Here is a 12,294-nt window from a genome sequence, read left to right as displayed (position 1 = left end):
TCACCACGATCCCCGACGCGAACGCGGACCGAGCCCCGGACCTCGCGGACCGCGACTTCGTCGCCCCGGCCCCGAACCGCTGCTGGGTCGCCGACTTCACCCACGTCGCCACGTTCGCCGGCGTCGTCTACGTCGCCTTCATCGTGGACACCTTCTCCCGCCGCATCGTCGGCTGGTCAGCAGCCACATCGAAGGAGACCAGGCTCGTCCTGGACGCCCTCGAGATGGCACTCTGGCAGCGTGAACGGGACCAATTTCCCTATGAAAAAGGCGAGTTGATTCATCACTCCGATGCCGGGTCGCAATACACATCGTTCGCGCTGGCCGAGCACCTGGACCTGGCAGGGATCGCCGCGTCGATCGGATCGGTCGGCGACGCTTACGACAATGCGCTGATGGAGGCCACTATCGGCCTGTTCAAGACCGAGCTGATCAAACCCCGCCGCCCATGGAAGACGCTCTCGGAGGTCGAGCTGGCCACCGCCGAGTGGGTCGACTGGTACTGCCACCGTCGGCTGCACGGTGAAATAGGGCACATCCCGCCCGTCGAATACGAGACCAACTACTACCGCGAAACCACGAACCCCCAGGTCAGAGTCAAGATCTAGAGTCTCTACCGAACCCGGAACGGTTCAATCACCGGCCGTGCAGCCGCGTGCTCCAGACGCTCGTCGATACTCAACAACCGCCGGTGCGGCAGCACCGAACGCGACATCCGCAGGGCGTCGATCCAGCCGGGCCGCATCACCTCCGGCGTGACGGTGCGTGCCAGCAACACGCTGGCATCCACCGATTTCGTGGTGGGCCGCAGCACGGCTGCGGTCACCGTTCGCGTTGCGACATCGATCATGCCGGTGAGCTCGACCTTGCCCGAGGTGCTGTCGTCGAGGCGGACCAGCACGTCCAGCGGAGTCGAGTCGATCTGCATGACCTCACCAGGCGCGAAAGCCGGCAGTTCGCTGAACGGAGCTGACGCCCCATGGGCCCGTGACCTGCGGGTCACGGCGGAGCCGGTGGTGTGGGTGCCCGCGGTGAGTTTGATGAGCAGTCGGTAGAGCGTCGAGCGGGACGGCAGTGAGGCCGTCCGACCCTCCTCACTGTTCCTGAGGATCTCGCCGGTCCGCCACAAAAGGAACGTGCCCGTGCGGGTGGAGGCGTCCACTGCTTCGCTGACTGCCTGCTTCATTGCCGTGACCACCGCCTCGTCCACGGCTCCATACCTGGGTGTCCTGCGGACCGAACGGTGATCAGCCAGGCCGAGCACCCCGTTCGTCTCGTAGCGGCGACGCCGCTTGCCGACCGTGCTCGCGCTCACCGTGTGTCCTGCGGCCGTCAGCTCGGCGGCCTTGGCCCCTTCCCGCATAGTGAGCGACCGGGTCAGGAGGTACTCCGGGTTCGGCTCCGTGCCCAGCGGGGCGTCCGCCGGCACCCCGTGCAGGACTTCCAGAATGTGGCCCTCCCACCACAAGGCTTTCTCCAGCACCGACTGCGGCAGTGTCTCCAGCAGGGATACCGGTGGCAGGGGCATCCGACCGGGACTATCGATGACCTCGAAATCCGCATCTCCGAACAACACGGTCAGGTCAACCGCCCGAGGCTCGCGGCCGAGGTCCGAGAGATGGACCGAGCGGCCCGAAAGGGCCAGGACCATCCGGACCTGGCCTTCGAACCGCACCCGTTCACCGACCCCGAGCCCCGTCGTTCGTGCCAACCGTCCCACTACTCCCCCCTCACGGCCTGCACGAAGCTGTCCGCTGCCAGAAGCTGAGAAGTCACATCCGTCACCAGCGTGCGGTTCCACAACAGGTGAAACAACACCGGCAGCACCAAGAGCAGATCACCTGCCCGCGCGGCCCCCGCCAGCAGTGGAGCCGGCTCCTGAAAGATGCTGACCAGCCGTTCAGCGAGCTCGGGCCGACGACCGCACCGGCTCCTGCGGTAGCGCGACAGCCATCGCATGTTCGCCATCAGCACGGGATCCGGCACACCGACACGTACGAACTCCCAGCCCACCGCCCGACATGCCCGCTCTGTTGCCTCGAAGGCATCGGCGGTTGTCTCGTCTATCTGATCACTGGCGCGGACGTCGACGACCCGGCAGCGGCCGTCCGCGAGCCGCACAAAGTAGTCCGGAGCATGCCGGCGCTTGCGTGAGCCGTCATGCCAGTGCAGCCAGAACGGTTGCGAGGCGATCCCTTTCACGTCCGGATCCGCATCGAGGAGGATCAACCGGTCCCGCTCCAGCCACGACTCGTACCCAACGTGGCCACCAGTTGTCGCCGACCAGTGCCACCCCGCGTAGCTCCCACCGCCCTTGGACCAGCGAAACGCGCGCACCGGATCTACCCTCTCGAAGCACGCGTTCCAGCTGACTCTCAAAGAGCGGCGAACCTGTATGCCACCCTCGTAGAAGCACAGCTCGAACGCATCAAGCGCAGACTGCACGCACGTATCCGCAAGCTCTTCCGCCATACACCCCTGCCGCCCCGTGCCTCTCGTTGAAAGGTCAGGCTCCCCAGTGCCGGCGCGAAGCTGCGTGTCAGATGGCGAAACCCCTCGCCCGTGTGAACGGTCACTCAAACTTGGATGAGACGAAACCGTGGTTCGTCCACCTTCGGTGACATCAGCTCCAAGTTCGATGAGACGGGACACTCGTCCGGGTATCGCAGTGAATTTCCTGGCCTACTCGCGAAAAATCGACCTTCAGAATGGCACCGTAGGCGGCCGAACGCCGAGTCGCCGGTATGGCATGACCTCGGAGTGACTCTCAGGTCACCAGAAGGCCGTACAGGCCTTTTGATCTTGGAAAACCCATCGAGATCGCCTCTTTGGGCCATCAGACACGCTTACATCCCTACTCAAATACTCTGATCACCTTCTACAGCTGTCCTTACGGGGTTGATCCCGGATAAGTTCTGATCATGACCGAGCCCCGCCCCCGAGCTGCCCCCGCCGGCCGCCGCCTGCGCGGACAACCCGTCGGTGATGGTCGACAGAAGCCAGCGCCGACCAGGCGTCGCCGAGACTGAGCGCTCTGGTTGGTTGTGACCGCTGTTCCGTGATGCCTACGTCATCCGCGGGATGGTGTCAGTCGGCGAGCGTTGCCGGCTCCCGCTGCTCCGCGGTGTCAGAGCGTGCTGAGATGCTGGCGTCACCGAGTCCGGATGGTGGGAGTAATACATGGGAACGTGGGGGACCGGTCCGTTCGACAGCGATATGGCCGCAGACTTCGTCGACGGGCTTGCGGGGATGTCGACTGAGCAGGTCGGCGAGGCGACGACGAGGGCCTTCCAGAGGGTGGTGGACTCCGGCTCGCGCGTGGACGGCGGGGATGGGGCCGAAGCCATTGCCGCTGCTGCCCTCCTCGCGTGCCAGATTCCGGGCAGCCACGTAGTGATCGATCCTGATGACGGTCCTGCTGAGCCGTTGCCCGTCTTGCCGATCTCGCTCCGGCCTGAGGCGGGGAGGGCGCTTCGTCGTGTTCTGGAGGACGGCTCAGAGATGGCAGAGGCTGGGTCGAGACCACTGGTGCGGAGGCATGGCGAGCGATGCTCCAGACGATCGCTCGCGCCGTGGGAATCGCCCCCTGACTACAGGCGCTCGAAGGGCTGGAATGCAGGATCGTTCCTCTGGGGATGACGTTGTCATAGAGACGGAATCGCTTCGAGACGTCCTTTTCCCGGGTCTGAACGTCGTGGTGCGCCAGGCCACGGTCGTGGATGACAGCGTGATGGTCGACGCGGCATGAAGTAGGTCGTGCTCCACCTGGCCGCCGGCACGGAGGTCTTCCTGAAAGCCCGCCTATAACTCGAGCACTGAGTATTGGTCTTCAAGGCCCCCAGCAAGGCTCGGCGTTCAGAACTCGAGAGCGGGAGCCCGAGCAGCTGCACCCCGTCTGAGGCCGTTTAACGCCCGCAGCACATCGCGTAGGTCGCCATCGCCCCAAAGGACGGAACAACCCTCGATAGCTGGCGAAGCACCGCAACGCTCGACGCACTTTTGGCTCCCCGGCCCCTCCGCTACTCACCTTGTAGTCGTGGTGTCGTCAGGGTGAGTCCGGTGCCGGTGAGGCATCCGTCGATGATGTCGCTGCGGTATTGGATCTGGCGGAGGCCGTGTCGTAGCCGGCGGATGAGGTGGTCAGGGTCGGTGAAGGCGGTGTTCGCCTGGCTGGTCCTGCGGAGGATGGACCATATGCCTTCGACGGGGTTGAGGTCGGGTGCGTAGGGCGGCAGGTGGTAGGCGGTGATCCAGTCCTGTGCGTCGATGAAGGCCCGCATCCGGCGGTCCTTGTGGACGTTCAAGTTGTCCCAAATGAGGATGATCGGTCCGTCGAGCTGCTGGTGGGCGGCGATGAGGAGGTTGCGGTACTCGGTCCAGGCGAAGCTCTTGCGACCTCCGCTCTTGTGATCGGTATGCCGTCTGGGACGGTAGATCAGGCGAGAGCACATCCCGGGTTTGTAGCAGCACAGCGCCGCCATGGAGAAGCGACGCTGGGATCGGCCGCGGACCCGGATGACCGGGGTGGTTCCGCGTCGGGCCCAGGTGCGGGAGGTCGGCGGCGTCATCGAGAATCCGGCTTCGTCCTCGAAGACGATCCAGGCCTCGAGCGCCGCCGCGGTGGTTCCAGGTGAGGCCATACCTCCTGCACCCATCCGGCCACGGCCGCCTCGTCCCTCTCGACGGCCCGACGGGCCGGAACCTGGTGACTCCAGCCGTGTCTCCGCAGCATCTGCGAGATCCCCGACAGCGTCATGGACTTGTGGAACCGTCGGCCGATCAACGTCTTGATCCGTGCCAGCGTCCATCTCTGATCAGACCAGCCATGCGCGACCGCCCCCTTCGCCAACTCCTCCTCAAGCACGGCGAACAACGCGTCACTCAGCTTCGGCCGGGACACCGGGCCACGGGAACGAATCCCGTCCTGGCCGGCCTCGAGCCAAGCACGACGCCACCGCTGAACCGATCGCACGCTGACCCGTAACTCCTTCGCGAGCTCCGTACTGCCCCGCCCGTCGGCGAACATCGAAACCGCTTCCATCCGGACCCGCTCACGGAAAGCTTGCCTCTCCGGGGTCAGACCCCCACCCTGCGGATACCTCATACACCCGGCATACCGCGACGATCACCAACCGTCAGTACCTACGACAAGACAACTTCAAGGTCAGTAACGCCCCTCCCGTGAAGAGCCAAGCCTCAGAGGTTCTCGACTTCGTGATCAGCTTCCTGGACAAGGAACTGCTTCCCCCGCTGTCCGACGACGAACGCAGCAGCTTCGAGACCGACATGGAGCGCATCCACTGCGGCCGTCGGCAGATCAAGGCGTTCGTCGCGAAGCGACTGCAGTAGCGGCCCGAGTGCCACGCCGACGGAGGGGCCCACGGACGGCCCAGGGAGAGTAGAGGCATTCCAGAGGGCGAGCGCGGGACGGGCCGCGGCCCCGACTCCTCTTCGTGAAACCGTGGTTCTCACTTTGATTGCATCGGAGGCTGACGCGGTGGGGTGCTAACGGCGTTAGCACCCCACCATCGGCGAGTCGGCCACCTGGTTCGGCTTCTGCGTACTGGCCAGCTATCCCCGCTTAGCGCGTGCAGCAAGGAGTCGTAGCAGGAGCACCTCGCGCTGCTCTTCATCCATTTTCTTGAAGACGAGATCGGCAACCCCGTGGCCGTCACCCCACGGAACTCGCGGGAGCTTACGGAAGTCGATGAATTTGGTTGAGTCGTCAGCCGGGTCCGCCTTGCCGAACTGTTCGTCCTGCTCTTCGGGATCCTGACCTTTCGCAACAGCCGGAGGAATAGCCGGGACTGGAGCTGGGGTGGGTGGTGGAGTGCTAACGCCGTTAGCACCAGCCTCCTCCTTCTTCTTCCGCTTGGTTTCCGCTCGCTTGACGAGCGCTCCCTCGGCGGCTGACTGCTGCTTCTGTGCCGGCAGCTGACCCACGTTGCGAGCGATCTCGACCGGCAGGCTCCGGTCTTCGACCTGCTTCTGAAGCTCCGGCGTGAGCTTGAGGAGGGCAAGGCGCTGCGTGACCCAGGGGCTCGACTTACCCAGGGCCCGGGCAACAGCACGCTGGGAACCGTGAACCTGGACGAGCCTGGCAAGAGCCTTGGCTTCGTCGAGCGGGTCGAGACTCTCGTGCTGGATTGCCGCTGTGAGAGCCGTCTCCAGGAGGGTGTCGGCATCCTCGGCGAGGGAATCGTCGAGGTGTACGGGTACATCATCCAGGCCGGCGAGGTTCGCTGCGGCGAGACGTCGGTTGCCGTCCACGACGATGTATGACGCCGCTCCGACCTCACCCTCATGGCCGGGATGCGCGGCAAGGAAGGCTTCCCGGGTAACGACGGCAAGGGGCTGGATAACGCCTCGGGACGTGAGGCTGTCCGCGAGATCGTCGACAGCTTTGAGTTCCTCGCGCGGGTTGAACGGGTTGTGCGCCAGAGCCTCCAGGGCGACGCGAAGAGTGCCGCTGTGGCTCGTCGGTGTCTCGGAGGCGGGGAGGTCCTGTCCCGAGAACCGCGCGAAGGAAGCGGCGCGGCTGCTCATTGGCTGGGCTACTGCGTTGAAGGTCGGGGAGTCCCCCAGCATGTCTGCCTTGCTCACGTGATCGACACTCCTCGAGCGATCTTCCTCATCTGATGCGACTGCTCAGAGTCAGGCGCGTAGTCGAGGAGGGGACGCTGTTTGCGTACGGCTTCTCGCTGCTCCTTGACGTCGGGCACGACGGCCAGGACCGGGGGGGTACCGAGGGACTTCCACTTCTCCAGGGAAGACGTCGCGATGTACCCGCGGCGGCTGTCGAACTTGTTGACGACGAGTCCGAGCTGATCGATGACGATGTCGAAGTCCTGGGATACGGAGCCGATCTGCTGGATCAGCATGCCGTAGGCCTGGGCAGAGGTGTCTTCGGCTTCAACGGGTACGACGAGTCCGGATGAGCCGGGCTTCTCGCCGTCTCGCTGCCGACCGTAGGTCAGGGCGGCGTCCATGGCGAGGCCCAGGCTGGGGGGCGCGTCCAGGACGATGATGTCGAAGTGCTCTTCCAGCGGCGCAAGGGCACGTTCGAGTGCGGCGTGGCGCAGGCCGCGGAATGTCGTGAGCCCCGAGTCGAGGAGGAAAGCGTCGAATGCTGCGGGCAGGATGCGCAGTCGGCCGCCGAACCGATCGCCGCTTATGGCGATGGTCAGGTCGAGCAGCGAGTGCTTGGCCTGCTCACGGTGCAGCATGTGGGTGATGAGGCTCTCCTCGCCCGCAGGGATGGCGGTGAGGCCGAGCTGGTGTGTGAGGTGGCCTTGCGGGTCGTAGTCGACGAGGAGGACCCTCTGGCCCCCGACCGCGGTGTCGGCCATGGCTCCGATTGCGGTGGGATCCTCCGCGAGGGCTTGGGCTAGGCCGGCGGAAATCGCGGTCTTGCCGACACCGCCCTTCTGGTTGCAGACGATGATGCGCCGGGTGGTTTCTCGTACGTGCGCGGGGTTGTCGGCGAGCCAGAGCACCACGGACTGTGCCAGGCCCTGGATGTAGGAGACGCCTCGCTCGCGGCAGTCGCCCTTGAAGTCCTCGTAGAGGCCTTCGGGCAGGTAGGTGCCGAACGAGTCAGCGCCGGCGGTGTTGACGTTGGGCAGCTCGTCCGTGCAGTTCCGCCATGCGTTGATGCCGCTGGCGACGGCATCTTGCATGTCGATTTGCAGCTGGGCGGCGCGGACCTTGAGCGCTTGCTGGAGGTGGGCGGGCAGCTTGGAGACGAGCTTCTCCCGCTCACCCCCCGAGTTGGGAGATGACATAGGCGGTAGCATACTGCCGTCGATCCCAGTTCGTGCCACACGTTGGATACGTTTCGCCTGCTTTCTGCGTTAGTTGCTACTAACGATCAGGTGCTAACGCCGTTAGCACTGCCTCGAAGTCAGGCCATGGAGTGAGTGCGACTGTTGGAGGTGCAGGCCAGGTGCATCATTGGCCACCTGGTGCGTCCTCAAGCCACTACTACAGGGCGGCGACGCTCATCAGCCAGCACCTGGAACGCCAAGGAGCCTCTGTTCCGACGGCTGTCGGGACAGAGGCTCCTTGAGCACCACGCGGACGAAGACCGCTAGTTCCGTGCGCAATGGATGCGGCCCCGCGCCTGGTCGTCACCTACGGCGCTCGAGCGATGAACACCTACAAGTTGCATCCCGTAGGTATCCCTCAGGCACGCCTCGGGATGGGGTGGATGTGACTGGGCCCTTCTGTACTCCGGACCAGGTCCCTGGGTTACAGGGCGTGGGGCAGACGATCGGTGAGCAGCCGGGTGAAGCGCGCGGGGTCGGGCAGATCGCCACCTTCGGCGAGGAGTGCGCTGCCGTATAGCAGTTCGGCGATCTCCGCGAGTGCTGGGTCGTCGGCGTTGGCGTCGTGTGCCGTACGCAGTGCGGTGACCAGCGGGTGTGCGGGGTTGAGTTCCAGGGTCCTCTTGACGGTGGGCAGTTGCTGACCCATCGCTCGGTACATCTTTTCCAGGGTCGGCGTCACGTCGTGGGCGTCACCCACGATGCATGCCGCTGAGGTCGTAAGTCGCGATGAAAGGCGGACCTGCTTGACCTGCTCGGACAGGGTGGTGGTCAGCCACGGGAGCAGGGCGGCGAAGTCCTTCTCGCGCTGGGCCTTCTCGGCGTCGGTTTCCTGGTCGTCGTTGGCGGTCTCGTCGAGATCGACCTGGCCCTTGGCGATGGACTGCAGGCGGTGGCCGTCGAAAGCCTGGATCCGATCAACCCACACTTCATCGACGGGGTCGGTGAGGATCAGGACCTCGTACCCCTTAGCGGTGAAGGCTTCCATGTGCGGGGAGTTTTCCACCATCGCGCGGGTCTCGCCGGTCAGGTAGTAGATCGTGTCCTGACCGTCCTTCATGCGCTCTACGTACTCACCCAGGGTGGTGGTCTTCTCCGGGTCGTGCGTGGAGGCGGCCGACACCAACTGAAGCAAGGCCTCAGTGTTGTCCGCGTCCTCGACCAAGCCTTCCTTCAACGCGCGGCCGAACTGCGCCCACACGTTCGCGTAGCGTTCGGCGTCCTTGGACTGCATGTCCTTGATGGCGCCGAGGACCTTCTTGACCAGGCGCCGACGTACGCTGCTGATCTGGCGGTCGTGCTGCAGGATCTCGCGGGAGACATTCAATGACAGGTCATGGGCGTCCACCACGCCCTTGACGAAGCGCAGGTAGTTGGGCATGAGCGCGTCGCAGTCGCCCATGATGAACACCCGCTTGACGTAGAGCTGCACGCCGCGCTTGGTCTCGCGGGCGAACAGGTCGAAGGGTGCCTGTGAGGGGATGAACAGCAGTGCCTCGTACTCGAAGGTGCCCTCGGCGCGCATATGGATCGTCTCGGCCGGGGCCAGCCAGTCGTGACTGATCTGCTGGTAGAACTCGTTGTACTCGTCCTGGGTTACGTCGGTGCGCGGCCGGGCCCAGAGTGCCTTCATCGAGTTGAGAGTGTCGACGTCGTGGGTGCTTTCGCCCTCGGCATCGGTGCGCTCGGTGGCCATCCGGATAGGCCAGCGGATGAAGTCGGAGTACTGCTTGACGATCTGGCGGATCTTCCACTCGGACAGGTAGTCGGCGAGCCCGTCCTCGTTGTCGGCAGGCTTGAGGTGCAGGGTGACTGCGGTGCCGACGGGCAGGTTGTCGACGGGCTGGAGGGTGTAGGCGCCCTCGCCGTCGGACTCCCACTGGGTGCCGGTGTCGGTGCCGGCTCGCCGGGTGCGCAGGGTGACCTTGTCGGCAACCATGAAGGCTGAGTAGAAGCCGACGCCGAACTGTCCGATCAGGTTTTCTGCAGTGGTGGCGTCCTTTGATTCCTTGATCTTCTCCAGCAGGCTGGCGGTTCCGGACTTGGCGATCGTGCCGATCAGGTCGACGAGATCGTCCCGGCTCATGCCGATTCCGTTGTCGCGGACGGTCAGGGTGCGGGCGTCCTTGTCGAGCTCCAGCGAGATGTGCAGGTCGTCGGGATCTGTCTCGATGAGGCTGGAGTCAGTCAGGGATTCCAGCCGCAACTTGTCCAGTGCGTCGGAGGCATTCGAGATCAGCTCGCGCAGGAAGATGTCCTTGTTCGAGTAGATCGAGTGAATCACCAAGCGAAGCAACTGGCGTGTCTCGGCTTGGAATTCCAGCGTCTCGACACTGCTGCTCATGTGGGCCCTTCCTATGGGTACGTCATGGATGGATCGGACTTGGGTGAAGAAGGATCATTTCCCCGCGCCGACACGGTTCTGGGCAGGGCGGCAGGCGGCACACCCTGTGCGTGCGTCCCCCTGTGATGGGGTCAGGCGTCGTCGTTCGCTCTTGCCGTGAGCCGGTTGTCGAGGGCGGTGGTGTGCATCGAGACAAGGGCGCATGTCAGTCAGGAGTAGCGATGTGCTCCGCGGCGTCGGCGGCGCGCAGGGAGACACGTACACCGCGACCTGAGCTGAACGTGCCTCGGACGCAAGGTGGGTGAGCGAAGCAATCTGACCGGCGAGTTGGCGCAGATCTGCGGCGTTGGCGCGAGCACAGGTCGCGGAACGCGTTCGGTGGTTATGGCCTGACGGGCGGCCGTCGCACGCTGTTCGACGGTACTGCTGGCGCCGCAGCAGCCTCGGAGATAGCGGCGCTCGGCTGCCTGGCGGCTGGCGACGCCGATGGGAAGGGCGGGATCGGTCCAGGTGGCGCAGCGCGCGGGCTGTCTCGATCAGCCTGGTCTCCCATCCGGCGAGCTTCTCGCGCACCTGCCGTAGCAACATCAGGGGCGCCAGCGCATGCTCGGAACCGGGGCGGCCCCGTCGGGGGACTCGTACTGAGCAACGCGCAGGGCGGCTCTGAGAGCCGATGCGGCGGCCAGGAGCAACGCTGGGCCGCAGGCGTTCGTGTTGGCCGCGGTCGGTTCGCCGGCAGTCACGGACGTCTCCCCCTCCACTTGCGTCGTCCAATAGATGACTCACCTTGCGTCATCGATTGGACGACATATTACTACGGTGCGCAGCACACTCGCATCGATCACCTGAACCTGCTGAAGGTGCTTCGGAACGTTGATGCGCACGTACCTCTTCCATGAGCTGGACCGGCCCCGCAGCTGATCGACCCGCATTTCGATCGAGGCCGCCGACGTTGCCGATGAACGCCTACCGAGAGGGTGACAAACCAATGACGCCCTTCGCCTTCGCGCGCACTGGTTGTCGCCTGGAGACTCCTGTGCGTGGCAGCACAGAGACCGTCAGATCCTGCGGGGCGGAGGGACCACGTGTGACGGAAGCCGGTCCTCACGGGTGACCGCGGTGGTGTCCGACGGGCGGGAACCACTGTCATGTAACGCCGCTTCTCCCGTCCACGGGCCACAGCTCCGAAGCGTCGTCCGCCCGACGGAGCTCGCAGAAGACACCAGCAGCAGATAGTCCGGGCCTCGGCATTCTGGCGGAATGCCGAGGCCCGCATGCGGTCCGGCTATACCCAGAGCGCCGGAAACCGGTCCTAGCCCACGCACCCGTGTCGGCGCGGACTGATCATGAACTTAGCCGGGCCGAAGCCCCGCTGCACGCCGAAGAAGGAAGTCTCGACAAGCATGACGGAAGCCATAACGACGCGCTTGGTCCATGCTCCAGTTGGCATCGACTGCGCCTTCGGGAATACGCTGGCGGGAGCCCTGTCCCCTGAGAGCCCCTGTGGCCCCCATACGGCTCGGGCACTGAGCGCCGCGCCCTGCGAATACGGTGCCCAACAACCCTCATAACGACGCCCGGCCCGCCTTCCTGTCTGGACAGGGCGGCCCCGCCGGAGGCACTCAATGGACTTTGCTGCATGACGACAGGCCCCGCCCTGAGGCGGGGCCTGTCGTCTCGATGAGGCATCTTGACCTGAGGGCGCCTACCGTCTGCGGTCTGCCTGACGGCCTGACCTCACTTGAGGTGCCGGGTGAAGAACCGGGCCGCGGCATCTGCGGCGTACTGAGGGACGCCGGTGTGCCCGCCCATGTTGGCGTTCAGGGACTTCTCCTTGGAACCGAAGGCGTCGAACAGATCCAGAGCCGCCTGTCGGCCGTTGCCTTCGTCGTCCCACTGCAGTAGGACGTGCAGCGGAATGGTGACCTGGCGGGCCTCCTCGAACATGGTGCGAGGCACGAAACGCTGGCGAAGAAGCCGGCGGCCACGATGCACGGCTCGACCACCGCGAGCCGGATGCCGATGGAGATCACTCCCCCCGTTACCGTCTTCGTGGCTCCGCAATGGGGCCTCCGGCCTTCGGGTCCGGCATGACTTCCCCCCCTTGTTGTTGATGATCCGGGG

10 protein-coding genes and 1 pseudogene are annotated in these 12,294 nt (G+C 64.9%); 3 read left to right on the top strand and 8 right to left on the bottom strand.

Features of this window, described 5'->3' with window-relative positions:
• The coding region (locus tag ACFWW8_RS35120) for an IS3 family transposase (RefSeq protein ID WP_386536015.1) at nt 1–608 on the top strand (608 nt) is incomplete at its 5' end.
• Nucleotides 609–613: 5 nt separating this feature from the next.
• Here ACFWW8_RS35120 and ACFWW8_RS35115 read toward each other — a convergent pair.
• Together ACFWW8_RS35115 and ACFWW8_RS35110 are read right to left on the bottom strand one after the other, a co-directional pair.
• Nucleotides 614–1,711 (bottom strand): hypothetical protein, encoded by a 1,098-nt coding sequence (locus ACFWW8_RS35115; RefSeq protein ID WP_386536012.1) that lies wholly within the window; start codon nt 1,709–1,711, stop codon nt 614–616.
• 8 nt (nt 1,712–1,719) lie between these two features.
• Entirely contained in the window at nt 1,720–2,472 is a 753-nt protein-coding gene (locus tag ACFWW8_RS35110; protein WP_386536010.1) for a TnsA-like heteromeric transposase endonuclease subunit, read from the bottom strand.
• Nucleotides 2,473–3,180: 708 nt separating this feature from the next.
• Between ACFWW8_RS35110 and ACFWW8_RS35105 the strand changes: the two genes are divergently transcribed.
• A complete protein-coding gene (locus tag ACFWW8_RS35105) occupies nt 3,181–3,639 on the top strand; it encodes a DUF4259 domain-containing protein (RefSeq protein WP_386536008.1) in 459 nt (152 codons plus the stop codon).
• 380 nt (nt 3,640–4,019) lie between these two features.
• Here ACFWW8_RS35105 and ACFWW8_RS35100 read toward each other — a convergent pair whose 3' ends face one another.
• Both ACFWW8_RS35100 and ACFWW8_RS35095 read right to left on the bottom strand, forming a co-directional pair.
• Nucleotides 4,020–4,568, bottom strand: coding sequence for a transposase (locus ACFWW8_RS35100; RefSeq protein ID WP_386536020.1), 549 nt, complete (start codon nt 4,566–4,568; stop codon nt 4,020–4,022).
• On the bottom strand, nt 4,565–5,104 hold the full coding sequence (locus tag ACFWW8_RS35095; RefSeq protein WP_386536005.1) for a transposase: 540 nt from the start codon (nt 5,102–5,104) through the stop codon (nt 4,565–4,567). Before ACFWW8_RS35095 ends, ACFWW8_RS35100 begins: the two co-directional genes overlap by 4 nt.
• A 77-nt stretch (nt 5,105–5,181) precedes the next feature.
• On the opposite strand from ACFWW8_RS35095, the gene ACFWW8_RS35090 reads away from it, so the two are divergent.
• Nucleotides 5,182–5,349, top strand: a complete 168-nt coding sequence (locus ACFWW8_RS35090) for a hypothetical protein (RefSeq protein WP_386536003.1) — start codon at nt 5,182–5,184, stop codon at nt 5,347–5,349.
• Between the two features lie 222 nt (nt 5,350–5,571).
• Here ACFWW8_RS35090 and ACFWW8_RS35085 read toward each other — a convergent pair whose 3' ends face one another.
• The 4 genes and pseudogenes from ACFWW8_RS35085 to ACFWW8_RS35070 all read right to left on the bottom strand — a co-directional run.
• A complete protein-coding gene (locus tag ACFWW8_RS35085) occupies nt 5,572–6,603 on the bottom strand; it encodes a ParB/RepB/Spo0J family partition protein (RefSeq protein ID WP_386536000.1) in 1,032 nt (343 codons plus the stop codon).
• Nucleotides 6,600–7,784 (bottom strand): ParA family protein, encoded by a 1,185-nt coding sequence (locus ACFWW8_RS35080; protein WP_386535997.1) that lies wholly within the window; start codon nt 7,782–7,784, stop codon nt 6,600–6,602. The genes ACFWW8_RS35085 and ACFWW8_RS35080 overlap by 4 nt, the downstream gene beginning before the upstream one ends.
• A gap of 466 nt (nt 7,785–8,250) precedes the next feature.
• Complete coding sequence (gene htpG / locus ACFWW8_RS35075; protein WP_386535994.1) at nt 8,251–10,170, bottom strand: molecular chaperone HtpG; 1,920 nt, start codon at nt 10,168–10,170, stop codon at nt 8,251–8,253.
• A 1,737-nt stretch (nt 10,171–11,907) separates the two neighbouring features.
• Nucleotides 11,908–12,212: pseudogene (locus ACFWW8_RS35070) on the bottom strand (alpha/beta hydrolase); the annotation flags it as partial.
• Nucleotides 12,213–12,294: the final 82 nt, after the last annotated feature.

This window comes from Streptomyces sp. NPDC058701, assembly GCF_042715295.1.
Lineage (GTDB): Bacteria > Actinomycetota > Actinomycetes > Streptomycetales > Streptomycetaceae > Streptomyces.
Note: the sequence above shows the minus strand (reverse complement) of the source record. Positions and strands in the feature narration are given on the sequence as shown.